Consider the following 25717-nt stretch of genomic DNA (forward strand, 5'->3'; position numbering starts at 1 on the left):
TTTCAGTGACATGCCTGGAGGCGATGGCCATATTCCCGTCTGAAGATCAGGAGTTTCAGTCCACGGCCGACATCAGGCATCAAGGCCTGGCGCACCTGCGCCAGCCATGGCGTGGACAATGGCGCCATGGTTCTGCAACTGCATCTGTTCCCTTTGGTGAAGAATCCGCAACACGGGCTGCCGCACCTCGCGTGCGGGGAGCGGCTTTCGAGAGAGCTGCCCCATGGCTGATCTGTTCACCCAGGAGCCCTCCGCACCACTGGCCGAAGCCCTGCGGCCCAAGACCCTGGACGAGGTCGTGGGCCAGTCCCACCTGCTGGGCGAAGGCAAGCCGCTGCGCCTGGCCTTCCAGTCGGGCAAGCCGCATTCCATGATCTTCTGGGGGCCACCCGGCGTGGGCAAGACCACGCTGGCCCGGCTCACGGCCACGGCCTTCAAGTGCGAGTTCATTGCGCTGTCGGCGGTGTTCTCCGGGGTCAAGGACATCCGCGCCGCCATGGAGCAGGCGCAGCAGAACCTGGCCATGGGCCGGCACACCATCCTCTTCGTGGACGAGATCCACCGCTTCAACAAATCCCAGCAGGATGCGCTGCTGCCCTATGCGGAAAGCGGCCTGGTGACCTTCATCGGCGCCACCACGGAGAACCCGTCCTTCGAGGTGAACTCGGCCCTGCTGTCGCGCGCACAGGTCTATGTGCTGCAGTCCCTGACCGACGAAGAGCTCAGGCAGCTGCTGCAGCGCGCGCAGGAAAAGGCCCTGGGCGGCCTGCAGTTCGACGACCTGGCGCGGGACACCATCATCGGCTATGCCGATGGCGACGCCCGGCGGTTCCTGAACCTGCTGGAGCAATGCCAGACGGCGGCGGGCGCTGCAGGCGTCACCCGGATCGATGCCGAATTCGTGCAGAACGCGCTGACCCTGAATGCCAGGCGCTTCGACAAGGGGGGCGACAACTTCTACGACCAGATCTCGGCCCTGCACAAGTCCGTGCGCGGCTCCCATCCGGATGCAGCGCTCTACTGGCTCACCCGCATGCTCGACGGCGGCGCCGATGCGCGCTACCTGTCGCGGCGCATCGTGCGCATGGCCTGGGAAGACATAGGCCTGGCCGATCCGCGCGCCATGCAGATCGCCAACGATGCGGCCCTGACCTACGAGCGCCTGGGCAGCCCCGAAGGCGAGCTGGCCCTGGGCCAGGCCGTCATCTACCTGGCCATGGCCCCCAAGAGCAACGCCGGCTACAACGCCTACAACAAGGCCCGGGCCTTCGTGAAGCAGGACAGGAGCCGCGAGGTGCCCGTGCACCTGCGCAACGCGCCCACCAAGCTCATGAAGGAGCTGGGCTACGGCCATGAATACCGCTACGCGCACGACGAGCCCAACGCCTACGCGGCCGGCGAGACCTATCTGCCCGAGGGCATTGCGGAGCCGGGCTGGTACCAGCCCGTGCCACGGGGCCTGGAGATCAAGATCGGCGAGAAGCTGGCCGTGCTGCGCAAATGGGATGAAGAGGCTGGCGGCGGCGCATAGCCGAATCCCGTGAGAGCAGGCCGGGGCTGGAGCCAGGGCTAGGCGCCCGGGCCGGGCTCCACCGCCACATCCCGCGCGTGCAAGGGAGCGTGGCAGTGCGAGCAGACGATCAGGGGATCGAACGTGTGGCCGCACACCGAATGCCGGTGCAGCAGGGGCCGGCCTTCCTCGCCGGACATGTGCACATCGCCCCAGTGCACGATGGCCATGACCACGGGATGCAGGTCCAGTCCCTTGGACGTGAGGCGGTACTCGTGCCGCACCGGCGCCTCCTGGTAGGCCACCTTCTTGAGCACGCCGGCCTCGACCAGCCTGGCCAGCCTGTCCGACAGCATGGGGCGTGAAATGCCCAGGCGCCCCAGGAATTCATCGAAGCGGCGCACTCCCAGAAAGCAGTCGCGCAGCACCAGCAGCGTCCAGCGGTCACCGATGACCGAGACCGTGCGTGCGATGGAGCAGCGCTCCTCTTCCAGTTCGTTCCATTTCATTGGGCAGTTCCCCGCTTGACGGGTTTAGATTTTAAACCTACCGTGCATAAAGTTCAAAAAATGAACTGACTTCTTCATCCACGGAGATTCCATGACCGACAAGAAAGCCATCCTCGTCATCGGTGCCGGTGACGCCACGGGCGGGGCGATTGCCCGGCGCTTTGCGCGCGAAGGCTATATCGCCTGCGTCACCCGCCGCGATGCCGACAAACTCCAGCCGCTGGTCGGGCAGATCCGCGCCGCAGGGGGTGAAGCCCATGGTTTTGGCAGCGACGCGCGCAAGGAAGAGGAAATGGTGGCCCTGGTGCAGAAGATCGAGGCCGAGATCGCACCCATCGAGGTCGCCGTCTTCAACATCGGCGCCAATGTGCGCTTCGGCATCACCGAAACCACGGCGCGCGTCTACTTCAAGGTCTGGGAGATGGCCTGCTTCGCCGGCTTTCTGATGGGGCGGGAGGCGGCCAGGGTGATGCTGCCGCGCGGCCGGGGCACCATCATCTTCACGGGCGCCACGGCCAGCCTGCGCGGGCGCGAGGGCTTTGCCGCGTTTGCCGGTGCCAAGCACGGCCTGCGCGCCCTGGCGCAGAGCATGGCGCGCGAACTCTGGCCCAAGGGCATCCATGTGGCCCATCCCGTGATCGACGGCGCCATAGACACCGAATTCATCCGCAGCAATTTCCCCGAGCGCTATGCCCTCAAGGAGCAGGGCGGCATCCTCAATCCCGAGCACATTGCCGACCTCTACTGGCAACTGCACCAGCAGCCGCGCGACGCCTGGACGCACGAGACCGAGATCCGTCCCTGGATGGAGCCGTGGTGAGCCGCCTTGCCTTATCGCATCGTCACTTCCTCCCACTCCCGCAGGCCACGCCATGAACACCAAGGTGCAATTTCTCTTCGACTTCGGCAGCCCCAACGCCTATCTCTGCCACCAGGTCATTCCCCGGATCGAGGCGCGCAGCGGCATCCGCTTCGAATATGTGCCTGTCCTGCTGGGAGGCCTGTTCAAGCTGACCAACAACCGCTCCCCGGCCGAGGCCAATGCCGACATTCCCAACAAGCGCGCCTATGAGGCGCTGGAGCTGCAGCGTTTCGTGCACAGGCACAGCCTCACGCGCTTCCGGATGAATCCGCACTTTCCCGTCAACACCCTGCAGATCATGCGCGGGGCCGTGGCGGCGCAGGGCCTGGGCTGCTTCGAGCGCTATGTCGATGCGGTGTTCTCCAGCATGTGGGAGAAGGGCTGCAAGATGGACGATGCGCAGGTGATCGGCACCGAGCTGTCCGGGGCGGGTCTGGACGCCCCAGCCCTGATCGCCGCAAGCCAGACACCCGAAGTCAAGGCCCGGCTGCTGGCAAATACCGAGCAGGCCTTCCACCGTGGCGCTTTCGGATCGCCCACCTTTTTTGTTGGCGACGAGATCTACTTCGGCAAGGACCGCCTGCGCGATGTGGAGGAAGAAGCGCTGCGGGCCTGAAGCCAGCCTCAGGCCGACCGTCCGTCGTAGCGCGTGATGCGCAAGGCTTCGGCATCCACGCCTTCCAGGCAGCGCACGTTGACGGCCGCCATGTGCCGGCCCTTGGGGTCGGTGGCTTCGCCGAAAGGGTGGATGCCGCAGGTCGGGCAGAAGCGGTGCTGGATCAGATGCCGGTGGAAGGTGTAGGAGCGCATCTGCTCCTCGGGCGTGCTCAGCTGCAGCTGTTCGCGGGGCACGAACCACATGAGGGCGCCCTTGCGCGCGCAGATGGAACAGTTGCAGGCCATGACCTGGGTGAGTTCGCCTTCCACATCGAAAGCGATGCCGCCGCAGTGGCAGCTGCCGTGGTATTTCATCGGGGTTCTCCGTGGCCACCGCTTGCTGGCGGCACTGCCGTTGATGGTAGGAGTTCATGCTGGCTGCGGCAAATTGCTGCAGTGCTACATAAGAGCGCGTGGCTTGTAAAGCCTCGGGAAACCCCGCTGCAACAAGGCGTTGCAGGCCACCGGGGGGTGCCTAGAATCGCCCATCCCCTGCGGCTTCCTGATCACAAGCCGGGATGCGGCAGGAGAGCTTCCACCACCATGGCATTGCTGGCTCCGTTCGTTTGGATGCGAGGCACGCTGAATGTCTCCATCCTGAGCAAAAGGGGAGAGCGCATATGGACATACTGCTTCAGCAGGTCATCAACGGATTGGTCCTGGGCAGCATGTATGCCCTGATCGCCCTGGGCTACACCATGGTGTACGGCATCATCCAGCTCATCAACTTCGCCCATGGCGAGGTGCTCATGGTCGGGGCGCTGACCAGCTGGAGCTGCATAGGCCTGATGCAGGAGGCCATGCCGGGCGCACCGGGCTGGCTGATCCTGCTGCTGGCGACGGTGATCGCCTGCGTGGTGGCCGCCGCACTGAATTTCGTGATCGAGAAAGTGGCCTACCGGCGCCTGCGCAGCAGCCCGCGCCTGGCGCCCCTGATCACGGCCATCGGCGTCTCGCTGCTGCTGCAGACGCTGGCCATGATCATCTGGAAGCCCAACTACAAGGCCTATCCCACGCTGCTGCCGAGCACGCCCTTCGAGATCGGCACGGCGGTGATCACGCCCACCCAGATCCTGGTGCTGGTGGTCACGGCGATTGCGCTGGCTGCGCTGACCTACCTGGTCAACTACACCAAGCTCGGGCGCGCCATGCGGGCCACGGCCGAGAATCCGCGCGTGGCGGCCTTGATGGGCGTCAAGCCTGACATGGTGATCTCTGCCACCTTCATCATCGGCGCCGTGCTGGCGGCCATCGCGGGCATCATGTACGCCTCCAACTACGGCACGGCCCACCACACCATGGGCTTTCTGCCGGGGCTCAAGGCCTTCACGGCGGCCGTGTTCGGCGGCATCGGCAACCTGGCGGGCGCCGTGGTCGGCGCCATGCTGCTGGGGCTGATCGAGTCCATTGGCTCGGGCTACATCGGCGATCTCACGGGCGGCGTGCTGGGCAGCCACTACACCGACATCTTCGCCTTCATCGTGCTCATCATCATCCTGACGCTGCGCCCCTCGGGCCTGCTGGGTGAGCGAGTGGCCGACCGCGCCTGAGGAGAGACGCATGAACAGCAAGAAGACCGTGCAATGGATCCTGGGCGGACTGGCGCTGCTGGTGCTGCCGCTGGTGCTGCAGTACTTTGGCAATGCCTGGGTGCGCATCGCCGACCTGGCGCTGCTCTATGTGCTGCTGGCACTGGGCCTGAACGTGGTGGTGGGCTACGCGGGCCTGCTGGACCTGGGCTATGTGGCGTTCTACGCCGTGGGCGCCTACATGTTCGCGCTGATGGCCTCGCCGCATCTGGCGGAGACCTTCGAGGGCTTTGCCGCCATGTTCCCGGACGGGCTGCATACCTCCATCTGGCTGGTGATACCGCTGGCGGCGCTGCTGGCGGCCATCACGGGGATTTTGCTGGGCATTCCGGTGCTCAAGCTGCGCGGGGACTACCTGGCCATCGTCACGCTGGGCTTCGGCGAGATCATCCGCATCTTCATGAACAACCTGGACCAGCCGGTCAACATCACCAATGGCCCCAAAGGCATAGGCCAGATCGACTCGGTCAAGATCCTGGGGCTGGACCTGGCCAAGCGCCAGGAGATCTTCGGCTACGACATCAGCTCGGTCACGCTGTACTACTACCTGTTCCTCTTCCTGGTGCTGGTCAGCATCGTGATCTGCTGGCGCCTGCAGGACTCGCGCATAGGCCGCGCCTGGATGGCCATCCGCGAGGATGAGATCGCCGCCAAGGCCATGGGCATCAACACGCGCAACATGAAGCTGCTGGCCTTCGGCATGGGCGCCTCTTTTGGCGGTGTCTCGGGCGCCATGTTCGCGGCCTTCCAGGGCTTCGTCTCGCCCGAGTCGTTCAGCCTCATGGAGTCCATCATGATCGTGGCCATGGTGGTGCTCGGCGGCCTGGGCCATCTGCCCGGCGTGATCCTGGGTGCGGTGCTGCTGTCGGCGTTGCCCGAGGTGCTGCGCTATGTGGCCGGTCCCCTGCAGCAGATGACCGATGGGCGGCTCGATGCCTCCATCCTGCGCCAGCTGCTGATCGCGCTGGCCATGATCGTCATCATGCTGATGCGTCCGCGCGGCCTGTGGCCGTCGCCCGAGCATGGCAAGAACCTGCCGCACCAGTCCTGAGCATGGAGAAACCGCAGATGGCGAATACGGCAGACAACAGCTCCAGCGCTCCGGTGCTCAGGGTTTCGGGCATTTCCAAACGCTTCGGCGGGCTGCAGGCGCTGTCCGATGTGGGCATGACCATTGGCCGGGGCCAGGTCTACGGACTGATCGGACCCAATGGCGCGGGCAAGACCACCTTCTTCAACGTGATCACGGGCCTGTACACGCCCGACAGCGGCAGTTTCGAGCTGGCCGGCAAGGCCTACGAGCCCACGGCCGTGCACAAGGTGGCCAAGGCCGGCATTGCGCGCACCTTCCAGAACATCCGGCTGTTTGCCGAGATGACGGCGCTGGAGAACGTGATGGTCGGGCGCCATGTGCGCACGCACTCGGGCCTGATCGGCGCGGTGCTGCGCACGCGCGGCTTCAAGGCCGAGGAGGCCGCCATCCGCGCGCGCGCCCGTGAATTGCTGGACTACGTGGGCATCTCCAAGTACGCGGACTTCAAGGCCCGCACGCTGAGCTACGGCGACCAGCGGCGCCTGGAAATCGCCCGCGCCCTGGCCACCGACCCGCAACTGATCGCGCTGGACGAGCCTGCCGCCGGCATGAATGCCACCGAGAAAGTGCAGCTGCGCGAGCTGATCGACCGCATCCGCCGCGACCAGCGCACCATCTTGCTGATCGAGCACGACGTGAAGCTGGTCATGGGCCTGTGCGACCGCGTCACCGTGCTCGACTATGGCAAGCCCATTGCCGAAGGCACGCCGGCCGAGGTGCAGAAGAACGACAAGGTGATCGAAGCCTATCTGGGCACGGGAGGACACTGAACCATGGGCGAGCAAGAGCAAGACAAGGGCGTGTCCCCTCCGGTGCTGCTGAAGGTCGAGGGCCTGAAGGTGGCCTATGGCGGCATTCAGGCCGTCAAGGGCGTGGACTTCGAGGTGCGCCAGGGCGAACTGGTCTCGCTGATCGGCTCCAACGGTGCCGGCAAGACCACCACCATGAAGGCCGTCACGCGCAGCCTGCAGATGGCGGACGGCGATGTCCACTACCTGGGCCGCAGCATCCGGGGCGTGGGCGCCTGGGATCTGGTGGCCCAGGGCCTGGTCATGGTGCCCGAAGGGCGCGGCGTGTTCGCGCGCATGACCATCACCGAGAACCTGCTCATGGGCGCCTACACGCGCAACGACAAGGCCGGCATTGCCGCCGACATCGAGCGCATGTTCGGCATCTTCCCGCGGCTGAAGGAGCGCCGCGACCAGCTGGCCGGCACCATGTCGGGTGGCGAGCAGCAGATGCTGGCCATGGCGCGCGCGCTGATGAGCCAGCCCAAGGTGCTGCTGCTGGACGAGCCCTCCATGGGCCTGTCGCCCATCATGGTGGACAAGATCTTCGAGGTGGTGAGCGACGTGCACGGCCTGGGCGTGACCCTTGTGCTGGTCGAGCAAAATGCCAGCCGTGCGCTGGCGCTGGCCGATCGCGGCTATGTGATGGAGTCCGGCCTGATCACCATGACGGGACCCGGCCAGACCCTGCTCAGCGACCCGCGCGTGCGGGCTGCCTATCTGGGCGAGTGAGCGCCACGGCTGCCGTGAGCGCGGGGATGGATGGAATGCCCCGTGCCACTGACGGGATATGGCAAAAATATGACGATTTGATGAAGATTCATCAAGCGTCGATCGATGCGAGACTTTGCGTATTTGTGCGATGGAATGGGTTATTCGAGGAAATTCGCGCAAAAAGGCAATTTTTGGAAAGAAATCGAAAATCCGCCCTGCCCAGTGCCGGACGCGATAATTTGGGTTTCCCCGCGTCGGGCTGCACATCACATGAACTGGCTCCAACACATCCCCGTCGGGCTGCAGACCGTGGTCCTGCTGGCCATGAGCAATGTCTTCATGACCTTCGCCTGGTATGGCCACCTGAAGAACCACGCCTCGTCGCCCTGGTACGTGGCAGCCCTTGTCAGCTGGGGCATCGCGCTGTTCGAGTACCTGCTGCAGGTGCCCGCCAACCGCATAGGCCACACGCAGTTCAGCGTGGCGCAGCTCAAGATCATCCAGGAGGTGATCACGCTGGCGGTGTTCGCGCCCTTTGCCGTGCTCTACCTGAACCAGCCGCTCAAATGGGACTTCCTCTGGGCCGGGCTGTGCATGGTGGGCGCGGTGTACTTTATTTTTCGCAGCGGCTGACAGGGCGGCGCGCCGGCGCGCAAAAACGCGCCTGGGACTCAAGAGTACACTTCGCCCCGTTCAAGCCGGGAAGCCATGCCAAGCATCCGCAATGTGACGCAGTGAGTCGCCTGGTTCCCCCTGTTTCCCGGTAAGGAGCATTCATGCTTTTTGGCAAGTTATTGCCGCGCGAAGGCAATTTTTTCGAGATGTTCAACCAGCATGCCGATCGCATCGTCGAAGCCGCGCATGCCTTCTCGCAGCTTGTCGCCAACTACAACGATCCTCATCTTCGCGAGAAGTACAACGAGGACGTGAACAACGCCGAGCGTGCCGCAGACCGCGTGACGCACGACGTTACCAAGGCGCTGCACAAGACCTTCATCACGCCACTGGACCGCGAGCACATCCACTCGCTGATCAACACCATGGACGACGTGGCCGACCTGATCCAGGACTCGGCCGAGACCATGGCGCTGTACGACGTGCGCCACATGACGGAAGAGATCACGCGCCTGACGGACCTGTGCGTGCGCTGCTGCGAGCGGCTGCGCGATGCGGTCAAGCTGCTGTCGCGCATCTCCGATCCCTCGGTGGTGGACGCGGCGATGAAGACCTGCGAGGAAATCGACCGCCTCGAATCGGACGCCGACCGCGTGATGCGCTCGGCCATGAGCAAGCTGTTCCGCGAAGAGCCCGATGTGCGCGAAGTCATCAAGCTCAAGGCCATCTACGAGCTGCTGGAGACGGTGACCGACCGCTGCGAGGACGTGGCCAACCTGATCGAGGGCATCGTCCTCGAGAATTCCTGAGCCCTCGCGGAGTCGTTTCTCTATGGAATCCGTACAAGCGGCCCTGTGGGTCGTGATCCTGCTGGTGGTGCTGGCCCTGCTGTTCGACTTCATGAACGGCTTCCACGATGCTGCCAACTCGATCGCCACCGTGGTCTCCACGGGCGTGCTCAAGCCCACGCAGGCCGTGGCCTTCGCGGCCTTCTTCAACGTGGTGGCGGTCTTTGTCTTTCACCTGAGCGTGGCAGCCACCGTGGGCAAGGGGATCGTGCAGCCCGGCATCGTCGACACGCATGTGGTTTTCGGTGCCCTGGTCGGTGCCATTGCCTGGAACGTGATCACCTGGCACTACGGCATCCCCAGCAGTTCCTCGCATGCGCTGATCGGCGGCATCGTGGGCGCGGTGATGGCCAAGGCCGGCGCAGGCGCGCTGATTGCCAGCGGCATCGGGAAGACCGTGGCCTTCATCTTCGTCTCGCCGCTGCTGGGCTACCTGCTGGGCTCGCTGATGATGGTGCTGGTGGCCTGGGTCTGCCGGCGCGCCGCGCCCAACAGGGTGGACCGCTGGTTCCGCAGGCTGCAGCTGGTCTCCGCCGGTGCCTATAGCCTGGGCCACGGCGGCAATGACGCGCAAAAGACCATCGGCATCATCTGGCTGCTGCTGATCGCCACCGGCTATGCCAATGCCGGCGACGCCGAGCCGCCGCTGTGGACCATCGTCAGCTGCTACCTGGCCATCGGCCTGGGAACCATGTTCGGCGGCTGGCGCATCGTCAAGACCATGGGCCAGAAGATCACCAAGCTCAAGCCCGTGGGCGGCTTCTGCGCCGAAAGCGGTGGTGCACTGACGCTGTTCTTTGCAACCTTCCTGGGCGTGCCGGTCTCGACCACGCACACCATCACCGGTGCCATCGTCGGCGTGGGCTCCACCCAGCGCGCCAGCGCCGTGCGCTGGGGCGTGGCAGGCAACATCGTCTGGGCCTGGGTGCTGACGATCCCTGCCAGCGCCTTCGTGGCATCGATTGCCTACTGGATCAGCCTGCAGCTGTATTGAGCCGGGGCTGCTGCCGCCAAAAAGAAAGACCGCCCATGGCGGTCTTTCTTTTTCGGGGGAGGCGTTGGCTGCGCCTCACTGCGAAATCTTGCGCGCCTCCTCCACCTGGTGCTCGAAGTAGTGCTGGAAGCTGTAGGCAATGCTGGCCATGAGCACGGCGGCGCCCAGCATCAGCGACAGCGCAATGGCAAAGATGGTTGACCAGCCCGTGCGTCCGGCCTGCGCCTGCACGTCAATGCCGGGGTTGTGGCGCCGGTTCCAGGCTTCGGTATCGGTCAGCCCGTAGAGGATGGCGCGCAGCGCGCAGCCGGCGATGGTGAAGCCCAGCAGCGGAATCAGCAGCCAGCTGAGCTGGTCGTCCTGTCCCAGTTGCTGCACGCGTTCGATGCCGTACACGCCCAGCGCCGTGGGCACGGGCAGCAGCCAGCCCAGCCAGTCGCCGAGCCCATGCAGGTAAAAGCGATGCAGCCCCAGCGGCCCGCCCACAAAGGCCAGCCAGGCGGCCAGTGTCTTGTTCCTGGGGCGGGGAGCCCGGTCGGCGCCGGTGGTCTGGGGCAGGGGCGTGCTGGGTCGGTTCATGCGCCCATTATTCGGGCGAACTGCGGTCGCCGTCTCCCAGGGTCTTCTCCATGAGCACGATGTCCAGCCAGCGGCCGAACTTCCATCCCATGGAGCGCAGCGTGCCCGCAGGGGTGAAGCCTGCAGCGCGGTGCACCCCGATGGAGCCGGCATTGGCCGAGTCGCCGATCACCGCCAGCAGCTTGCGCACGCCGGCCGCCTCGCAGTCGTGCGACAGCGCATCGATCAACAGGCGGCCCACGCCCTGGCCGCGTGCCGCGTCATGCACATAGATGGAATCCTCGGCAGAAAAACGATAGGCCGGGCGCGGCTTGAACCAGTTGGCGTAGGCAAAGCCCAGCACCTGGCCCTGTGCGTCCACGGCGACCAGATAGGGCAGGCCCTTGGCCAGCACATCCGCGCGGCGCGTGGCCATGTCGGCTTCGGAAGGGGGATCGGTCTCGAACGTTCCTGTGCCATGCAGCACGTGGTGGCGGTAGATGGCGGTGATGGCAGCGAGATCGCTGTCCTGGCTTGGGCGGATGGTAGGCATGAGAAAAGAAGTTCGATATAATCGCTGGTTTTACGGCGTGTCGCTGGCCGGGTGGCCATGTCGCGTGTCTCAAACGCCGCAAAACTCTGTGCAGCCATTTATTGTGTGTTAATTACGTGGTGGCTGCGCCACCCGAAGGAAAATCATGGTCGTCATTCGACTCTCTCGCGGCGGTTCCAAGGCCCGTCCGTTCTACAACATCGTTGCTGCTGACAAGCGCGTTCGCCGCGATGGTTCGTTCATCGAACGTCTGGGCTTCTACAACCCCAACGCCCGTGGTGGCGAAGAGGGTCTGCGCGTTGCTCTGGACCGCGTGAACTACTGGAAGGGCGTTGGCGCGCAGGCTTCCGAGACCGCAGAGCGCCTGATCAAGCAGGCCACCCAGAAGACTGCTGCCTAATTCAGCACCCCTTCTGAAATCGGGTTCCGTTGGCTTGTCTGACGGGGCCCGTTTTTGTTTTCCCCCTCCGGATCGCCTTGCACCGATCTGCATTGACCGTCCACCTACTGCCTACCGACTGCCATGAGCCACATGCCTGAACTCGAAGCCAGCGTCCTGCCTGCCGATGCCGTGGAGGTCGGGCGCATCGCGGATGCCTGGGGCATCAAGGGCTGGTTCAAGGTGGCGGCCTTCAGTTCCGACCCCGAGGCCCTGTTCACGGCCAAGCAGTGGTATTTGCAGCCCGCCGAAAAAGGCGCCCGGCAGTTCACCGGAACCGTGCTGCTGCCGGTCAAGCAGGCGCGCGTGCACTCCGACTCCGTCGTCGCCACCTCGCCCGCCGTGAACGACCGCAACGCTGCCGAGGCCCTGCGCGGTGCGCGCATCTTCGTGGCGCGCAGCGATTTTCCGCAGCCCGAGGATGGCGAGTATTACTGGGTCGACCTGCTGGGCCTGTCCGTGGTCAACCGCGAAGGCGTGGCCCTGGGCATCGTCCGAGACCTGCTGTCCACCGGCCCGCAGACCGTGCTGGTGCTGGCCTATGAAGAGGATGGCAAGGAGCGCGAGCGCATGATTCCCTTTGTCGACGCCTATGTGGACAAGGTGGATCTGCCGGGCAAGACCATCGTTGCCGACTGGCAGCCCGACTACTGATCGCCGACATCCATGCGCTTCGACATCCTCACGCTGTTTCCCGAGCTGTTCACGCCGTTTCTCGAAAGCGGCGTGACGCGCCGGGCCTATGCCTCGGGCCAGGTCGGCGTGCACCTGTGGAATCCGCGCGACCATGCCCAGGGCAACTACCGGCGCGTGGACGACCGGCCCTTTGGCGGCGGGCCGGGCATGGTGATGATGGCCGAGCCGCTGCAGCGCTGCCTGGAGGCGGCGCAGCAGGCGCGCCGCGACGCGGGCGAGACCGAGCCGGCGCCGGTGGTGCTGTTTTCGCCGATAGGCACGACGCTGCGCCACTGCGTGGTCGCCGACTGGGCGCAGGGGCAGGGTGCCATCTTGCTGTGCGGCCGCTACGAGGGGTTGGACCAGCGCTTCATCGATGCCCATGTCACGCACCAGCTGAGCCTGGGCGATTTCGTGCTCTCCGGCGGCGAGATTGCTGCCATGGCCTTGCTCGATGCCGTGGCCCGGTTGCAGCCCGGCGTGCTCAACGACGAGGGCAGCTTCCAGCAGGACAGCTTCAATCCCGCGCTCGATGGTCTGCTCGATTGCCCGCACTACACGCGCCCCGAAGTCTGGGAAGGGCGCGAAGTGCCGGCGCCGCTGTTGTCTGGGCACCACGCGCAGATCGAGCGCTGGCGCCGCGACCAGCGCCTGTCCATCACGGCCAGGCACCGGCCCGAGCTGATAGAACAGGCGCGCGCCCAGGGCCTGCTCAATGCCAAGGACGAGGGGTTTTTGGCAAAAAACGCCGCCGGGCTATAATCCGCGATTCTTCGATCCTCTATCCGGCCGCTGCTACGAACAAAGCAGCCATGGCGCCAATCCCGGCGCTTGCCAATCCTGGCGCGGACAAGATCGATTGGATGTTGACCATGAATCTGATCCAGACCCTCGAGCAAGAGGAAATCGCCCGTCTGAACAAGACCATCCCCCAGTTCGCCCCCGGTGACACCGTCATCGTGAGCGTGAACGTGGTCGAAGGCAGCCGCAAGCGCGTGCAGGCCTACGAAGGCGTCGTGATCGCCAAGCGCAACCGTGGCCTGAACAGCGGCTTCACCGTGCGCAAGATCTCCAGTGGTGAAGGCGTGGAGCGTACGTTCCAGACCTACTCGCCCCTGATCGCCGGCATCGAAGTCAAGCGTCGCGGTGATGTGCGTCGTGCCAAGCTGTACTACCTGCGCGAGCGCAGCGGCAAGTCGGCCCGCATCAAGGAAAAGCTGCCGTCGCGTGTCAAGGTTTCTGCCGAAGCCTGAGCACCTGCGTCACAGCTGGAAAGCCGCTACAGTCGCCTGTAGCGGCTTTTTTGTTGCCCGGTCGTTTCTCACCACATTCCTTCATTCGTGTCCTCTCTGCCCGATACCGCCATACCCGTGCCGACCGGCGGCCCGACGCCAGCGGCCGTCGCCTCGGTCGCCGACCCGCGCATGGCGCAACTGGTGGGCAGGGACAGCCACCTGCCCGCCGTGCCTCTGGAGGCCCGCGCGCCGGATGCCCTGCGCCAGCGCTTTGCGCGGCCGCCCCGCTGGGCTCCCGAGGTGGTGCGCGAGAAACGCTTCAGTGATCGCCAGCCCACCGATGCCGCCGTGCTCGTGCCCATCGTGCTGCGCTCCGAGCCCACGGTGCTGCTGACCGAACGCACGGCCCATCTGTCCACCCATTCGGGCCAGGTGGCCTTTCCGGGTGGCAAGCGCGATCCTGAGGATGTGTCTGCCCAGGCCACGGCCCTGCGCGAGGCGCAGGAGGAAGTCGGGCTTGCTGCCGGCGATGTGGAAGTGTTGGGCACCCTGCCCATCTACACCACGGGCACGGCCTTTCTGATCACGCCGGTGGTGGCCCTGGTCGATCCCCGGGCGCGCCTGCATCCCAATCCCTACGAGGTGGCGGACGTGTTCGAGGTGCCGCTGTCCTTTTTGCTCGATCCTGCCAACCATGAGCGCCACGCCATGGTCTGGAACGGCGTGCCGCGCGAATGGTTTGCCATGCCCTACCAGGATGGAGACCGCCAGCGCTACATCTGGGGCGCCACGGCCGGCATGCTGCGCAATCTTTACCGATTCCTGTCGGCCTGATGCCCGGATGGGGTGCCGTGCCACCCCGGGGTCACGGGCCTGCCCGCATGCGCCAGTATGATGGCCGGATGAGTTTCTTTGCCATTCTGATCGCCTTGCTGATCGAGCAGGCGCGCCCCCTGACGCCGGCCAACCTGGTGCATACAGGCTACAGGGCCTGGACGGTTTCGGTGCGCCGCAACTTCGATGCCGGCCAGGCGCACCACGGCTGGCTGGCCTGGACCGTGGCGGTGGCGCTGCCCTGCGTGCTGGTGACAGGCATCTATCTGCTGCTGCTGTGGGGCGTGGGCTGGCCGCTGGCCATGGTCTGGAATGTGGCCGTGCTCTACGTCACGCTGGGCTTTCGCCAGTTCAGCCACCACTTCACGCGCATCCGCGATGCGCTGGATGCAGGTGACGAGTACGCGGCGCGCGAAGCCCTCGCCCACTGGCAGCAGGTGGACGCCAGCGAAGTGCCCCGCAGCGAGGTGGTGCGCCATGTGATCGAGTATTCGGTGCTGGCAGCGCATCGCCATGTGTTTGGCGTGCTGTTCTGGTTCTCTGCACTGGCGGCGCTGGGCCTGGGCCCGCTGGGCGCCGTGTTCTACCGCATGACCGAGCACCTGTCGCGCTCCTGGTCGCGCAAGGGCCTGCTGGGTGGCAGCCAGGTCAGTGTCCAGTTGCAGCACGCCTCACGGTTGGCCTGGACCGTGATCGACTGGCTGCCCGCACGGCTGACGGCTCTTTCCTTTGCCGTGGTCGGCAGTTTCGAGGAGGCCATCGAGGGCTGGCGCTTCCATGCCCAGCGCTTTCCCAACGACAACGACGGCGTGATCCTGGCCGCCACCTCGGGCGCCATCAACGTGCGCCTGGGCGGCGAGGCACTCAAGCGCCGCGAGGGCATCTCGGTGACCCGGGACGACGGCGAGGAGATCGACCTCGACGTGGACAGCGAAGCCACGCCGGGCCGTGAGCCCGAGATCGGCCACCTGCGCAGCGTGGTCGGCCTGGTCTGGCGCTCGGTCGTGGTCTGGCTGCTGCTGCTGGCGCTGCTGTCGCTGGCGCGCCTGTTGGGTTGAGTGCGGAGCCTGCGGGCGAGTCATGGATGACGCCCCTTTGGAGGCGTCGTTTCCTCCCTCCCGGAGGGGCCCCGTGGCGTTTGGGGGAGGCTCAATACTTCGTGGCCTGACTCAACTCATCAAACAGCTCGGCATAGATGCAGTACCGGTTGGCACTGATGTCATGGTCGGCGTCCATGCCGTGTTCCTCATCCTCCACGCGCGGCATGACCGCGCATCCGGGCTCGTGCAGGTGGGTGCAGTTGTAGAACTTGCATTCCTGCGCATGGGCGCCGATGTCGGGCATGCAGCGGGGCAGGTCGGTGGGTTCGATGTGGCGCAGGCCGAACTCCTGGAAGCCCGGCGAGTCGATCAGGGCTGTCGTGCGCTCCGCGTCCATCCAGTACCAGCTGGTCGTGGTGGTCGTGTGCTTGCCGGAGTTCAGTGCCTGCGAGATCTCGTTGGTGGCCGCGCGTGCGCCGGGGACCAGCAGGTTGATCAGGGTGCTCTTTCCCGAGCCGGAAGGGCCCAGCACCAGCGTGGCCTTGCCCTTGAGGTGCTTCATCAGCAGCTGCCGATCGGCCTCGCCCTCATTGGCCAGCGACAGCGACAGCACCTCGTAGTGCGGCTTTTCCTGGCCCAGGTACATCTCGCGATAAGGCTCCAGGCGCTCCCAGGCGTCGGCAAAGGGCTCGGCCAGGTCACGCTTGTTGAGGGCAATCAGGGGCTTGATGTGGGTGGCTTCGGCAGTGATCAGGGCGCGGGCCAGCTGGCTTTCGGAGAAAACCGGCTCGGCGGCGATCAGGATCAGCACCTGGTCGATGTTGGCTGCAAAGGACTTGGTGCGTATCTCGTCCTGCCGGTAGAACAGGTTGCGCCGCTCCAGCACCTTTTCTATGGTGCCTTCCTCCCCCTGGCCTGGGGGCGGAAGCTGCCAGCGCACGCGGTCGCCCACCACGGTCTGGCTCTTCTTGCCGCGCGGGTGGCAGATGTGGCGCGAGCCGTCTTCGGTCTCGACCACGCAATGGCGGCCATGGCTGGAGACGACCAGGCCTTCGTGCAGTGCGGAGCGCTCAGCCATGGGTCAGCGGGGTGCGATTCATGGGCGCGCCAGCAACGCATCGATACGCCTTGCGCACTCGATGTCGGTGGACGAGATGCCGTTCACGTCATGCGTGTTCAGGCGTACACCGCAGCGGCCGTAGCTCACGGTCAGGTCGGGATGGTGGTCCTGCTGGTGGGCGATCAGGGCCAGCGCATTCACGAAGGCCATGGTCTCGTAGTAGTTGGCGAAGGCGTAGCTCTTGGCGATGGCATCGCCATCGAGCTGCCAGCCCGGCAGGGCGGCCAGTGCGGTGTGCAGTTCGTCGGAAGTCAGCGCGCGGCGCTGCTGGTTGGACCAGTCCTGTTGTTGCAAGCGTTGTGTGCTCATGGTGAGTGCGTATGGTTCAGGTCGGAGAGGGCATGCGCGCCAGCCGGGCGAGGGCGGGCGGATGCGAGTAGTAAAAGCTCACGTACCAGGGATCGGGCGTGAGCGTTGAAGCATTGTCCTCGTACAGCTTGAGCAGTGCCGAGGCCAGGTGGGCGCCGCTGGCCTGTTGCATGGCGTAGGCATCGGCTTCGAACTCGTCGCGGCGCGACAGGGCCGAGAACAGTGGGGTGACAAAGAAGCTGAACACCGGCACGGCCAGCAGGAACAGCAGCAGCGCCACGGCCTCGTTGCCGGCGCCGATGCCGCTGTGTCCCAGCGCAAGGTCCAGACCCGGACGCACGCCCAGGCCCAGGTAGAACCACAGCTGCTGCGACAGCCAGCCCAGCAGCGCAAAGCCCGCCAGGCTGGCGGCAAACATCAGCAGCATGCGCTTGAGGATGTGGCGGTGCTTGAAATGGCCCAGCTCATGCGCGAGCACGGCCTCCACCTCGTCGGCGTCCAGCTGCTTGAGCAAGGTGTCGAAGAACACCACGCGCTTGGAGTGGCCGAAGCCCGTGAAATAGGCATTGGCATGTGCCGAGCGGCGGCTGCCGTCCATCACGAACAGGCCCTTGGCCGTGAAGCCGCAGCGCTGCATCAGTGCGCTCACGCGCTCCTTGAGCGGGCCGTCCTCCAGTGGATCGAACTTGTTGAACAGCGGTGCGATGAAGGTCGGGAAGATCCACATCAGCAGCAGGTTGAAGCCCGTCCAGACGGCCCATGCCCAGAGCCACCACAGGTCGCCGGCCGAACCCATGAGCCACAGGATCAGTGCCGCAATCGGAAGGCCGATGGCTGCGCCCATGGCCGTGGACTTGGCGGCATCGGCCAGCCACAGCCGCAGCGTCATCTGGTTGAAGCCGAAGCGCTGCTCCAGCACAAAGGTCTGGTAGAGCGACAGCGGCAGCTCCACCAGGCCGGAGATCAGAGCAAAGCTGGCCAGCAGCGCCAATTGCTGCCACAGGCCGGCGCCCATCCATTCCAGCAACTGCTGGTTGAGTGCATCCAGCCCGCCCAGCAGCGTCCATGCGAGCAGCACCACGGCGCCCAGCGTCATGTCGATCAGGGCAACGCGTGCCTTCGCCAGTGTGTAGTCGGCGGCCTTCTGATGGGCGGCCAGGCTGATGCGCTGCGCAAAGGCCTCGGGCACCTGCGCTCTGTGGCCTGCCACATGGCGAACCTGGCGCGAGGCCAGCCAGGCGCGCAGCAGCCACTGGGCCAGCACGGCTGCGGCAAACAGCAGGGAAAGCGTCGAGGAAAAATCGGGGTTGAAGACCATGTGGCCGCAGTGTAGGCGACAATTTGGGCCATGTCCGAAGCCTCCAGCGCCTGCATTCCCGTCCCCGCCGAATCCGGCACGCCCGTCACCCTGAGCAAATCCGACCTCAATCTCGTCTGGCTCGACTGCGAGATGACCGGGCTGCAGCCCGACACCGATCGCATCATCGAGATCGCCGTGGTCGTCACCAGCCCGGACCTTGCCACGCGCATCGAGGGTCCTGTGTTCGCCATCCATCAAAGCGATGCCCTGCTCGACGGCATGGACGCCTGGAACAAGGGCACGCACGGCAGAAGCGGCCTGATCGAGCGCGTCAAGGCATCGACCACCACCGAGGCCGATGCGGAAGCCGCGCTGATCAAGTTTCTGGCGCAGTACGTTCCCAAGGGCAAGGCGCCGCTGTGTGGCAACAGCATTGGCCAGGACCGGCGCTTCATGGAGCGCTACATGCCCAAGCTCAACGACTTCTTTCACTACCGCAACGTTGATGTCAGCACCCTCAAGGAACTGGCCAGGCGCTGGAAGCCCGATGCCTACGCATCCTTCAAGAAGGCCCAGCGCCACACGGCGCTGGCCGATGTGCATGAGTCCATCGATGAGCTGGCGCACTATCGCGCACGCCTGCTGAGCGTCTAGCTCCCGGAGCCGGGCCCTCCGGCCATTTTTGTGCAGGGGGGCTTGCGGGAAAACCCCAGGAGTGCGACAATCTACAGCTTGCCTCCATCAACAAGGGGCAATTTGCACATCTCCATCACACAAGGGCTCCTGCGCTGTGTGTCTGAGGTCGATGTCCACAGACCTCCATGAAGGCTTTCATGGATGGCGGGACCATCGGTTTCGGACCAGCCGAAAACGCCCATCCGCCCTTTTGCGAAGGGCCGGTCAAGTCTGACGGTGGATGTTGACCCAACCGTCGAGAAAAGCGTGGCAGATCGCTGACTGCGCGTGCTTTTCGTTAGAGCCATTCATGAACGACATCTCTCAAGAGCAGGGCATCATTGCCGCTGCCGATTCCTCTTTTGCTTGCGCTGCCCAAGCCTCTTCCGTGCTGGACGCCGCCGTTGCCGGTGCCGAGCAGGCCGCCGAGTCGCAGGCCGCTGCTGAAACCGTCGAGGGCGCCGAAGCCGCTCAGGCAGCTCCCGAACTCCCCAACGCCTTCGTCGAGCTGGGCCTAGCTGAAGAGCTGGTCCGCGCCGTTGCCGATCTGGGCTACACCCAGCCCACGGCCGTGCAGGCGCAAGCCATTCCCCTGGCCATGGGCAGTGGTGATCAGGCCTTCATCGACCTGATGGTTTCCAGCCAGACCGGCTCGGGCAAGACCGCCGCCTTCCTGCTGCCCGTGCTGCACACGCTGATCCAGCAAAAGGCTGACGAGGAAGCCGCCATCCGCGCCGAATATGACCGCCAGTGCGCCGAGGCCACTGCCAGCGGCCAGCCCACGCCCAAGCGCAACAAGCGCAAGGACCCCACCAATCCCCGCAACTTCAAGGCGGCCGTTCCCGGCGCCCTGATCCTGTGCCCCACGCGCGAGCTGGCTCAGCAGGTGGCGCATGACGCCATCGAACTGGTCAAGCACTGCCGTGGCATCCGCATTGCCAACGTGGTGGGCGGCATGCCCTACCAGCTGCAGATTGCCAAGCTGCAGAACGCCAACCTCGTGGTGGCCACGCCTGGCCGTCTGCTGGACCTGCAGCGCTCGATGCAGATCAAGCTCGACCAGGTGCAGTTCCTGGTGGTCGACGAGGCCGACCGCATGCTGGACCTGGGCTTCTCGGACGATCTGGCCGAAGTCAACGACCTGACGGCCCAGCGCAAGCAGACCATGATGTTCAGCGCCACCTTCGCGCCCCGCATCCAGCAGCTGGCCATGCGCGTGATGCATGACGGCGGATCGGGCGTGAAGAAGGTCACCATCGACACGCCCCAGGAAAAGCACGCCAACATCAAGCAAGTGCTGTTCTGGGCCGACAACTCCCAGCACAAGCGCAAGCTGCTGGACCACTGGCTGCGCGACACCACCATCAACCAGGCCATCGTCTTCGCATCGACCCAGGTCGAGTGCGACGGCCTGGCCAACGACCTGCAGCAGGACGGCTTCTCGGCCGTGGCGCTGCACGGCGCCCTGAGCCAGGGCCTGCGCAACCGCCGCCTGATGGCGCTGCGCAGCGGCCAGGTGCAGGTGCTGGTGGCGACCGATGTGGCGGCACGCGGCATTGACGTGCCCTCCATCACCCACGTCTTCAACTACGGCCTGCCCATGAAGGCCGAGGACTACACCCACCGCATCGGCCGCACGGGTCGTGCCGGTCGCGAAGGCGTGGCCGTGACGTTCGCGGAATTCCGTGACCGCCGCCGCATTTTCGATATCGAAGGCTACAGCCGTCAGCAATTCAAGGCCGAGGTGATTCCTGGTCTCGAGCCTGCACAGCGCGCACCCAGCGGCAACGAAGGCCGTGGCGGCCGTCGTGGCGGCGGCTTTGAAGGCCGTGGTGGTGATCGCCGAGGCTCCGCCGGCGGTGGTCGTGGTGGTTTCGGTGGCGACCGCGGCTTCGGCGGTGGTGACCGCGAGCGCAGCTTTGGTGATCGCGGTGGCGACCGTGGCTTCGGCCCCCGCCGTGATTCGGAAGGCTATGGCCGCAAGGCCGGCTTCGGCAGCTTCGGTGGCGGCCAGCGTGAAGGCGGCTTCGGCCAGGGTCAGCGCGAAGGCGGCTTTGGCCAGGGCCAGCGTGAAGGCGGCTACAGCCAGGCTCCGCGTGAAGGCGGCTTTGGCCGTGGCGGCGAAGGCCGTGGCTTCGGCGGCGACCGTGGCGCTGCGCGCGGCGGCGACCGTCGTGAGGGTGCTCCCCGCGATGGCGGCCACCGCGATGGCGGCCACCGCGATGGCGGCTTCCGTGGTGCATCCGGTGAATCGCGTGGCTTCGGCGGTGAATCCCGCGGCGGCTTCGGCGGTGGTGAGCGCCGTCCGGCCTTTGGCAAGAGCGCTCCCAAGCCTTACTCGCCCCAGGGCGGCGATCGCAAGCGCGCCGTGCGCTGATCGATTCCGGCTTTGCATGCAGACCGGCCCTTCGGGGCCGGTTTTTTTTGGGCAATCCGCCTGCCTGCCTGGCGCTGCCTGTGTTCGTGGCGCAGAACCTGCTGTCTGGCGGGCTCTGCGACTGCCATAATCGCGGCGCGGAGGTGCCCTGTGGAGTCTTTGATCGCGTCCAGTGTGGATTTTGAGCACATGTTCGAACTGGCCCCCGTCTCGCTATGGCTGGAGGACTACAGCGCGCTCAAGCGCCTGCTCGACCAGTGGCGAGCACAGGGCGTGACCGATCTGCAGGCGCATTTTTCTGCCCATCCGCAGGCACTGCAGCAGTGCAGTGCCGCGCTCAGGGTGGTTCGCGTCAACCAGCGCACGCTGGACCTGTTCGGCGCCGCGGACCAGCAGACCTTTCTCGACAGCCTGGGCCAGGTGTTCCGTGACGACATGCATGCTGGCCTGGCCTGCGAGCTGCAGGAGCTTTGGAAGGGCTCGCCGACTTTTGCCAACCGCACCGCCAACTACACGCTGGACGGGCGCCGGCTGGACGTGCAGATCCGTGGCCGCATCCTGCCCGGCCATGAGGAGCTTTGGGACTGCGTGCTGGTGTCGCTGGAAGACGTGACGGCCGAGATGCGCAGCACGCGGCAGCTGCACCGCAGCGAGCAATACTCGCGCGACCTGTTCGAGTACTCGCCCGTGTCGCTGTGGGTCGAGGACTTCAGCTCCATCAAGCGCCTGCTCGACGATGTGCGCGCCCAGGGCATCAGCGATTTCGCCACCTTCCTCAAGGTGCATCCGGAATTCATCTCGCGCTGCATGCAGGAGATTCGCGTCATCGACGTGAACCGCCAGACGCTGCGCATGTTCGGTGCCACCGACAAGCTGCAGCTGCTGAGCCGGCTGGGCCGCATCTTCCGCGATGAAATGATCGACTCCTTTGCCGATCAACTCCAGGACCTGTGGAACGGCAAGCTCGTGCAGCACCGCGAAGTGGTGAACTACGCGCTGTCGGGCGACACGCTGCACATCCACATGCAGCTGGCCGTGCTGGACGGCCATGCGGACGACTGGGGGCTGGTGCTGCTGTCCCTGGTGGATATCACGGCACGCAAGAAGGCCGAGGCCTATCTGGAATACCTGGGCAAGCACGACGTGCTCACCCAACTGCGCAACCGCGCCTTCTATATCGAGGAATTGAACCGCCTGGCGCGCAAGGGGCCGTGGCCGCTGGCCGTGATCGCCATCGACATGAATGGTCTCAAGGAGGCCAATGACGAGCATGGCCATGCCGCAGGCGACGACATGCTTCGCCGCGTGGGCGAAGTGCTGACCAAGGCCGTGGATGCGCCCGCTTGTGCGGCACGCGTGGGCGGCGACGAATTCATGGTGCTGCTGCCAGCCTCGGACGAGCGCGGCGCCGAAGCCGTCAAGGAGCGCATCCTGTCCCTGCTGGAGCTCAACAACCAGTTCTATCCGGGTCAGCTGGTCAGCCTGTCCATGGGCGTGGCCTGTTGCAACGAGGGCAGCCAGCTGGAGGCCACCGTGTCACGCGCGGACCAGGCCATGTATGCCGAAAAGGCGCGCTACTACAAGGAAAAAATGCTGGACCGCCGCGCGGGCCGGGCATAGACGCCCGGGATCCCGGGAGCAGTGGCCTTCAGGCCTCCGAGGCATGCCGCCCGATTTCGGGCCAGCGGTGATGCAGGTAGATCCACGACGCCAGCCCGATCAGCATCATGCTGATCGAGCCCAGGGCCAGCAGCACCGTCGAATGCATCACCAGAGGCGCCAGCACGCCGGCCACGATGCCATTGGCCGTGGAGCCCACCACGGCCTGCAGCGATGAGGCCAGGCCGCGCCGCTCGGGATGGATGTCCAGCACCAGCAAGGTCACGACGGGCACCATCATGGCCCAGCCGAAGGCGAACACACCCACGGGAATCAACGCCCAGCTCACATGGGCAGGCCAGATCAGGTTGGCAACCAGGTTGACGATGGACACCACGAACATGATCACGAAGCCGTGGCGGATCTGGTGCTTGGGTGGAATGCGCCCGGCCAGCCGGCCGCTCACCCAGGCGCCGCCCATGATGCCCGAGATCGAAATCACGAAGAACCAGAAGAACTGCTGCGGCTGCAGGTGCAGCAGGTCGCCCAGGAAGGCGGGGGCCGACAGCACGTACAAAAACATGCCGTTGAAGGGCACGCCGCTGGCAAAGGCCAGCAGCACAAAGCGCGGATCGCTGCACAGCGCCTTGTAGCCCTGCATCAGTGGCTTGAACCGGAAGGGCTGGCGCTGCGCCTGCGGCAGAGACTCGGGCAGAAAGCGCCAGTTGATGCTCCACAGCAGCACGCCCACCAGCGTCAGGAACCAGAATACGGCCGCCCAGCCCAGGTGCACGAACAGCCAGCCGCCCAGCACCGGCGCCAGCGCCGGGGCAATGCCGAAGAAGATGGTGATCTGGGCCATCACGCGCTGGGCCTGGGCAGGCGGAAACAGGTCGCGCACCACGGCGCGCGACACCACGATGCCGGCGCCCGTGGACAGTCCCTGCAGCGCCCGGAACAGCACCAGCTGCGTGATGTTCTGCGACAGCGCGCAGCCTGCCGAGGCCAGCGTGAACACGGCCAGTCCCCATAGCACCACGGGGCGGCGGCCAAAGCTGTCGGCCATGGCGCCATGGAAAAGGTTCATGAAGGCAAAGCCGAACAGATAGGCCGACAGCGTCTGCTGCATCTGCAGCGGCGTGGCGTTCAAGGCCTGGGCGATGCCCGAGAAGGCCGGGATGTAGGTATCGATCGAGAACGGCCCCAGCATGCCCAGGATGGCAAGCAGGACGGCCAGGGCCCAGCGCGGGCCCTGCCAGAGCGGGGAAACATTTTGTGGCATGCAGGCGAGGCGGTTGTGCGCTGCAGGCGGGCCACAGGCGCAGAAGAGGGCCGCACACTCATGCGTCTGCGGCAGGGTGACACTGTAGCGGCTTGGCTGGAATCCGGTGTGACGGATGGCTTGGCGAATGACCTGGGCGATGGAATGGATCGATAGTTTGTATCTAAATGATATAAATATCGATAGAATTTATCTTTTCCGCCCGCATGCACAGGTCCGCCGTCGGGTGGATGGCATGGTTCTGGGCGCTTTCGCCAAGGATCTTTCATGACTGTTTCTCGCCGCACGTTGATATCAGGCCTGGCTCCGGCCGCGTTGCAACTGACCGCCGGCGCTGCCTGGTCCAAGGGCCACCGGCTGCAGCTGTCGGCGGCCTATGGCGATGGCATCTTCCACACGCAGAACCTGCGCAATTTCGCGGCACGCGTGGGTGCCGACACCCGGCAGTCGCTGGAGATCGAGGTGGTGTCCGGCTCGGCGCTCAAGCCCATGGCGCAGGTGCTGCCTGCGCTCAAGCGCAATGACCTCCAGTTCGGCGAAGTGCTCATGTCGTCCTGTGCGGATATCCACCCGCTGCTGGCCATGGACTCGCTGCCTTTCATGGTGCGTGGCTTTGACGAGGCCGCGCGCCTGTGGCAGTTGACCCGCCCCGTGCTGCAGGAGTTCTTGCTGGCCCAGCAGGGCGCGCGCCTGCTGTTTGCCGTGCCCTGGCCGGCGCAGGGTCTCCTGAGCCGGCGCCCGGTCCACAGCATCGCGGATCTCAAGGGCCTCAGGCTGCGTGTGCAAAGCGATGCGACCAAGCGGTTGGCCGAGCTCTGGGGGGCGCAGCCGGTGGTGATTGCCGCAGGCGATCTGGGTGCCGTTGTGGAGCAAGGTGGCATCGATGCCATGATTACCTCCAGCGCCACGGGCGCCGACATCCAGGCCTGGAAGGCCATGAAGGTGTTTCTGGATATCAAGGCCTGGATTCCCAAGAACATGCTTTGCGTCAGCGAACTTGCCTGGAGGGGCTTCACCGAGCCCGAGCGCCAGGCCATCGGCCGCGCTGCCGAGTCGGCTGAAAAAGAGGGCTGGGCGCTGGCCCAGCAGGCCGATGAGCTGGGCAAGAAGATCCTTGCCGATAACAAGGTGTCCGTGGCCGCGCCTTCGGCGGATCTGCGCCACATGCTGGATTTGGTGGGCGAGCGCTTTGGTCGCGAGTGGGTAGCCAAGGCCGGCAGCAGCAATATGTCGGTGCTGATGGAGTACAACAAGAAAAGGCACTGAGCGCCGGTGCGCTGAGTGCCTTTTTCGGGGTGTTGGTGGTGGGCCCTGAGTGATTCGAACACTCGACCAACGGATTAAGAGTCCGCTGCTCTACCAGCTGAGCTAAGAGCCCCACGTATTTCTGCGTGGCTGCCTGAAGAGATCAGGCAAAGGAATTCTTGGTGGGCCCTGAGTGATTCGAACACTCGACCAACGGATTAAGAGTCCGCTGCTCTACCAGCTGAGCTAAGAGCCCCCTCGGGTATTCCGAAGGAATCAGCCTGGATGAATCCAGGC

Annotated in this window: 28 protein-coding genes and 2 tRNA genes; 20 read left to right on the forward strand and 10 right to left on the reverse strand. The window is 65.2% G+C overall.

Going from position 1 to position 25717, the window contains the following annotated elements; translation table 11 throughout:
• Positions 1-223 precede the first annotated feature (223 nt).
• The gene (locus DTS01S_RS04545) at positions 224-1531 is read left to right on the forward strand and encodes a replication-associated recombination protein A (protein WP_017405196.1); all 1308 of its coding nucleotides are present in this window, start codon (positions 224-226) and stop codon (positions 1529-1531) included.
• Positions 1532-1569: 38 nt separating this feature from the next.
• On the opposite strand, the gene DTS01S_RS04550 is transcribed toward DTS01S_RS04545, so the two are convergent.
• Positions 1570-2019 (reverse strand): winged helix-turn-helix transcriptional regulator, encoded by a 450-nt coding sequence (locus tag DTS01S_RS04550; protein ID WP_016451106.1) that lies wholly within the window; start codon positions 2017-2019, stop codon positions 1570-1572.
• 91 nt (positions 2020-2110) lie between these two features.
• On the opposite strand from DTS01S_RS04550, the gene DTS01S_RS04555 reads away from it, so the two are divergent.
• A complete protein-coding gene (locus tag DTS01S_RS04555) occupies positions 2111-2839 on the forward strand; it encodes an SDR family oxidoreductase (protein WP_017405197.1) in 729 nt (242 codons plus the stop codon).
• Positions 2840-2891: 52 nt separating this feature from the next.
• Positions 2892-3497 carry a 2-hydroxychromene-2-carboxylate isomerase gene (locus tag DTS01S_RS04560; RefSeq protein WP_017405198.1) on the forward strand — a complete coding sequence of 202 codons (606 nt, stop codon included), beginning with the start codon at positions 2892-2894 and terminating at the stop codon, positions 3495-3497.
• Between the two features lie 8 nt (positions 3498-3505).
• Here DTS01S_RS04560 and DTS01S_RS04565 read toward each other — a convergent pair whose 3' ends face one another.
• The gene (locus DTS01S_RS04565; protein WP_016445772.1) at positions 3506-3853 is read right to left on the reverse strand and encodes a GFA family protein; all 348 of its coding nucleotides are present in this window, start codon (positions 3851-3853) and stop codon (positions 3506-3508) included.
• Positions 3854-4158: 305 nt separating this feature from the next.
• Here DTS01S_RS04565 and DTS01S_RS04570 point away from each other — a divergent pair, with 305 nt between their 5' ends.
• The 7 genes from DTS01S_RS04570 (at position 4159) to DTS01S_RS04600 (ending at position 10179) form a co-directional block, all read left to right on the forward strand.
• A complete protein-coding gene (locus DTS01S_RS04570; protein ID WP_016445773.1) occupies positions 4159-5088 on the forward strand; it encodes a branched-chain amino acid ABC transporter permease in 930 nt (309 codons plus the stop codon).
• 10 nt (positions 5089-5098) lie between these two features.
• Positions 5099-6178, forward strand: coding sequence for an ABC transporter permease subunit (locus tag DTS01S_RS04575; RefSeq protein ID WP_016445774.1), 1080 nt, complete (start codon positions 5099-5101; stop codon positions 6176-6178).
• Between the two features lie 17 nt (positions 6179-6195).
• Positions 6196-6990 (forward strand): ABC transporter ATP-binding protein, encoded by a 795-nt coding sequence (locus tag DTS01S_RS04580; protein WP_016445775.1) that lies wholly within the window; start codon positions 6196-6198, stop codon positions 6988-6990.
• A 3-nt stretch (positions 6991-6993) separates the two neighbouring features.
• Positions 6994-7740: an ABC transporter ATP-binding protein gene (locus DTS01S_RS04585; protein ID WP_016445776.1), complete on the forward strand. Its 747-nt coding sequence runs from the start codon at positions 6994-6996 to the stop codon at positions 7738-7740.
• Positions 7741-7992: 252 nt separating this feature from the next.
• Positions 7993-8355, forward strand: a complete 363-nt coding sequence (locus DTS01S_RS04590; RefSeq protein WP_016445777.1) for a DMT family protein — start codon at positions 7993-7995, stop codon at positions 8353-8355.
• A gap of 143 nt (positions 8356-8498) precedes the next feature.
• Positions 8499-9146, forward strand: a complete 648-nt coding sequence (locus DTS01S_RS04595) for a DUF47 domain-containing protein (RefSeq protein WP_016445778.1) — start codon at positions 8499-8501, stop codon at positions 9144-9146.
• A gap of 22 nt (positions 9147-9168) precedes the next feature.
• On the forward strand, positions 9169-10179 hold the full coding sequence (locus tag DTS01S_RS04600; protein WP_016445779.1) for an inorganic phosphate transporter: 1011 nt from the start codon (positions 9169-9171) through the stop codon (positions 10177-10179).
• A 75-nt stretch (positions 10180-10254) separates the two neighbouring features.
• On the opposite strand, the gene DTS01S_RS04605 is transcribed toward DTS01S_RS04600, so the two are convergent.
• Positions 10255-10758, reverse strand: coding sequence for an NINE protein (locus DTS01S_RS04605; protein WP_016445780.1), 504 nt, complete (start codon positions 10756-10758; stop codon positions 10255-10257).
• 7 nt (positions 10759-10765) lie between these two features.
• Positions 10766-11290 carry a GNAT family N-acetyltransferase gene (locus DTS01S_RS04610; RefSeq protein WP_016445781.1) on the reverse strand — a complete coding sequence of 175 codons (525 nt, stop codon included), beginning with the start codon at positions 11288-11290 and terminating at the stop codon, positions 10766-10768.
• Positions 11291-11435: 145 nt separating this feature from the next.
• On the opposite strand from DTS01S_RS04610, the gene rpsP reads away from it, so the two are divergent.
• The 6 genes from rpsP to DTS01S_RS04640 all read left to right on the forward strand — a co-directional run bounded on the left by rpsP (position 11436) and on the right by DTS01S_RS04640 (position 15531).
• Complete coding sequence (gene rpsP, locus DTS01S_RS04615; RefSeq protein WP_012207143.1) at positions 11436-11690, forward strand: 30S ribosomal protein S16; 255 nt, start codon at positions 11436-11438, stop codon at positions 11688-11690.
• Between the two features lie 123 nt (positions 11691-11813).
• Positions 11814-12383, forward strand: a complete 570-nt coding sequence (rimM, locus tag DTS01S_RS04620) for a ribosome maturation factor RimM (protein ID WP_016445782.1) — start codon at positions 11814-11816, stop codon at positions 12381-12383.
• A gap of 12 nt (positions 12384-12395) precedes the next feature.
• The gene (trmD, locus tag DTS01S_RS04625) at positions 12396-13166 is read left to right on the forward strand and encodes a tRNA (guanosine(37)-N1)-methyltransferase TrmD (protein WP_017405202.1); all 771 of its coding nucleotides are present in this window, start codon (positions 12396-12398) and stop codon (positions 13164-13166) included.
• 110 nt (positions 13167-13276) lie between these two features.
• Entirely contained in the window at positions 13277-13657 is a 381-nt protein-coding gene (gene rplS / locus DTS01S_RS04630) for a 50S ribosomal protein L19 (protein WP_016445784.1), read from the forward strand.
• 87 nt (positions 13658-13744) lie between these two features.
• On the forward strand, positions 13745-14473 hold the full coding sequence (locus DTS01S_RS04635; RefSeq protein WP_016445785.1) for a CoA pyrophosphatase: 729 nt from the start codon (positions 13745-13747) through the stop codon (positions 14471-14473).
• Positions 14474-14541: 68 nt separating this feature from the next.
• Positions 14542-15531 (forward strand): CobD/CbiB family protein, encoded by a 990-nt coding sequence (locus tag DTS01S_RS04640; protein WP_026062341.1) that lies wholly within the window; start codon positions 14542-14544, stop codon positions 15529-15531.
• A gap of 91 nt (positions 15532-15622) precedes the next feature.
• Here the strand turns inward: DTS01S_RS04640 and rsgA are convergent, their stop codons facing one another.
• Genes rsgA through DTS01S_RS04655 form a run of 3 tightly spaced genes read right to left on the reverse strand, consistent with a single transcriptional unit; the run spans position 15623 to position 18260 of the window.
• Positions 15623-16591, reverse strand: coding sequence for a ribosome small subunit-dependent GTPase A (gene rsgA, locus DTS01S_RS04645; RefSeq protein WP_016451111.1), 969 nt, complete (start codon positions 16589-16591; stop codon positions 15623-15625).
• Between the two features lie 18 nt (positions 16592-16609).
• On the reverse strand, positions 16610-16942 hold the full coding sequence (locus DTS01S_RS04650; protein WP_016445788.1) for a 4a-hydroxytetrahydrobiopterin dehydratase: 333 nt from the start codon (positions 16940-16942) through the stop codon (positions 16610-16612).
• Positions 16943-16958: 16 nt separating this feature from the next.
• A complete protein-coding gene (locus DTS01S_RS04655; protein ID WP_016445789.1) occupies positions 16959-18260 on the reverse strand; it encodes a M48 family metallopeptidase in 1302 nt (433 codons plus the stop codon).
• A 30-nt stretch (positions 18261-18290) separates the two neighbouring features.
• Here DTS01S_RS04655 and orn point away from each other — a divergent pair, with 30 nt between their 5' ends.
• The 3 genes from orn (at position 18291) to DTS01S_RS04670 (ending at position 22914) form a co-directional block, all read left to right on the forward strand.
• Positions 18291-18896 carry an oligoribonuclease gene (orn, locus tag DTS01S_RS04660; RefSeq protein ID WP_016445790.1) on the forward strand — a complete coding sequence of 202 codons (606 nt, stop codon included), beginning with the start codon at positions 18291-18293 and terminating at the stop codon, positions 18894-18896.
• A gap of 331 nt (positions 18897-19227) precedes the next feature.
• Positions 19228-21294 (forward strand): DEAD/DEAH box helicase, encoded by a 2067-nt coding sequence (locus DTS01S_RS04665; protein WP_061287390.1) that lies wholly within the window; start codon positions 19228-19230, stop codon positions 21292-21294.
• A gap of 150 nt (positions 21295-21444) precedes the next feature.
• Positions 21445-22914, forward strand: a complete 1470-nt coding sequence (locus DTS01S_RS04670; protein ID WP_016451114.1) for a sensor domain-containing diguanylate cyclase — start codon at positions 21445-21447, stop codon at positions 22912-22914.
• A 28-nt stretch (positions 22915-22942) separates the two neighbouring features.
• Here the strand turns inward: DTS01S_RS04670 and DTS01S_RS04675 are convergent, their stop codons facing one another.
• Positions 22943-24175, reverse strand: coding sequence for a multidrug effflux MFS transporter (locus DTS01S_RS04675; protein WP_016445793.1), 1233 nt, complete (start codon positions 24173-24175; stop codon positions 22943-22945).
• Between the two features lie 267 nt (positions 24176-24442).
• Here DTS01S_RS04675 and DTS01S_RS04680 point away from each other — a divergent pair, with 267 nt between their 5' ends.
• The gene (locus tag DTS01S_RS04680; protein ID WP_016451115.1) at positions 24443-25441 is read left to right on the forward strand and encodes a TRAP transporter substrate-binding protein; all 999 of its coding nucleotides are present in this window, start codon (positions 24443-24445) and stop codon (positions 25439-25441) included.
• A 36-nt stretch (positions 25442-25477) separates the two neighbouring features.
• Here DTS01S_RS04680 and DTS01S_RS04685 read toward each other — a convergent pair.
• Positions 25478-25553, reverse strand: a tRNA-Lys gene (locus tag DTS01S_RS04685).
• 47 nt (positions 25554-25600) lie between these two features.
• Positions 25601-25676, reverse strand: a tRNA-Lys gene (locus tag DTS01S_RS04690).
• Positions 25677-25717: the final 41 nt, after the last annotated feature.

Origin of the sequence: Delftia tsuruhatensis NBRC 16741 (assembly GCF_001571325.1) — a bacterium.
Classification (GTDB): domain Bacteria; phylum Pseudomonadota; class Gammaproteobacteria; order Burkholderiales; family Burkholderiaceae_C; genus Comamonas; species Comamonas tsuruhatensis.

Excerpts from the sequence above, each read along its gene's own strand:
- DTS01S_RS04545 (WP_017405196.1), top strand. The coding sequence starts at position 224 with ATGGCTGATCTGTTCACCCAGGAGCCCTCCGCACCACTGGCCGAAGCC.
- DTS01S_RS04550 (WP_016451106.1), bottom strand. The coding sequence starts at position 2,019 with ATGAAATGGAACGAACTGGAAGAGGAGCGCTGCTCCATCGCACGCACG.
- DTS01S_RS04555 (WP_017405197.1), top strand. The coding sequence starts at position 2,111 with ATGACCGACAAGAAAGCCATCCTCGTCATCGGTGCCGGTGACGCCACG.
- DTS01S_RS04560 (WP_017405198.1), top strand. The coding sequence starts at position 2,892 with ATGAACACCAAGGTGCAATTTCTCTTCGACTTCGGCAGCCCCAACGCC.
- DTS01S_RS04565 (WP_016445772.1), bottom strand. The coding sequence starts at position 3,853 with ATGAAATACCACGGCAGCTGCCACTGCGGCGGCATCGCTTTCGATGTG.
- DTS01S_RS04570 (WP_016445773.1), top strand. The coding sequence starts at position 4,159 with ATGGACATACTGCTTCAGCAGGTCATCAACGGATTGGTCCTGGGCAGC.
- DTS01S_RS04575 (WP_016445774.1), top strand. The coding sequence starts at position 5,099 with ATGAACAGCAAGAAGACCGTGCAATGGATCCTGGGCGGACTGGCGCTG.
- DTS01S_RS04580 (WP_016445775.1), top strand. The coding sequence starts at position 6,196 with ATGGCGAATACGGCAGACAACAGCTCCAGCGCTCCGGTGCTCAGGGTT.
- DTS01S_RS04585 (WP_016445776.1), top strand. The coding sequence starts at position 6,994 with ATGGGCGAGCAAGAGCAAGACAAGGGCGTGTCCCCTCCGGTGCTGCTG.
- DTS01S_RS04590 (WP_016445777.1), top strand. The coding sequence starts at position 7,993 with ATGAACTGGCTCCAACACATCCCCGTCGGGCTGCAGACCGTGGTCCTG.
- DTS01S_RS04595 (WP_016445778.1), top strand. The coding sequence starts at position 8,499 with ATGCTTTTTGGCAAGTTATTGCCGCGCGAAGGCAATTTTTTCGAGATG.
- DTS01S_RS04600 (WP_016445779.1), top strand. The coding sequence starts at position 9,169 with ATGGAATCCGTACAAGCGGCCCTGTGGGTCGTGATCCTGCTGGTGGTG.
- DTS01S_RS04605 (WP_016445780.1), bottom strand. The coding sequence starts at position 10,758 with ATGAACCGACCCAGCACGCCCCTGCCCCAGACCACCGGCGCCGACCGG.
- DTS01S_RS04610 (WP_016445781.1), bottom strand. The coding sequence starts at position 11,290 with ATGCCTACCATCCGCCCAAGCCAGGACAGCGATCTCGCTGCCATCACC.
- rpsP (WP_012207143.1), top strand. The coding sequence starts at position 11,436 with ATGGTCGTCATTCGACTCTCTCGCGGCGGTTCCAAGGCCCGTCCGTTC.
- rimM (WP_016445782.1), top strand. The coding sequence starts at position 11,814 with ATGAGCCACATGCCTGAACTCGAAGCCAGCGTCCTGCCTGCCGATGCC.
- trmD (WP_017405202.1), top strand. The coding sequence starts at position 12,396 with ATGCGCTTCGACATCCTCACGCTGTTTCCCGAGCTGTTCACGCCGTTT.
- rplS (WP_016445784.1), top strand. The coding sequence starts at position 13,277 with ATGAATCTGATCCAGACCCTCGAGCAAGAGGAAATCGCCCGTCTGAAC.
- DTS01S_RS04640 (WP_026062341.1), top strand. The coding sequence starts at position 14,542 with ATGAGTTTCTTTGCCATTCTGATCGCCTTGCTGATCGAGCAGGCGCGC.
- rsgA (WP_016451111.1), bottom strand. The coding sequence starts at position 16,591 with ATGGCTGAGCGCTCCGCACTGCACGAAGGCCTGGTCGTCTCCAGCCAT.
- DTS01S_RS04650 (WP_016445788.1), bottom strand. The coding sequence starts at position 16,942 with ATGAGCACACAACGCTTGCAACAACAGGACTGGTCCAACCAGCAGCGC.
- DTS01S_RS04655 (WP_016445789.1), bottom strand. The coding sequence starts at position 18,260 with ATGGTCTTCAACCCCGATTTTTCCTCGACGCTTTCCCTGCTGTTTGCC.
- orn (WP_016445790.1), top strand. The coding sequence starts at position 18,291 with ATGTCCGAAGCCTCCAGCGCCTGCATTCCCGTCCCCGCCGAATCCGGC.
- DTS01S_RS04665 (WP_061287390.1), top strand. The coding sequence starts at position 19,228 with ATGAACGACATCTCTCAAGAGCAGGGCATCATTGCCGCTGCCGATTCC.
- DTS01S_RS04675 (WP_016445793.1), bottom strand. The coding sequence starts at position 24,175 with ATGCCACAAAATGTTTCCCCGCTCTGGCAGGGCCCGCGCTGGGCCCTG.
- DTS01S_RS04680 (WP_016451115.1), top strand. The coding sequence starts at position 24,443 with ATGACTGTTTCTCGCCGCACGTTGATATCAGGCCTGGCTCCGGCCGCG.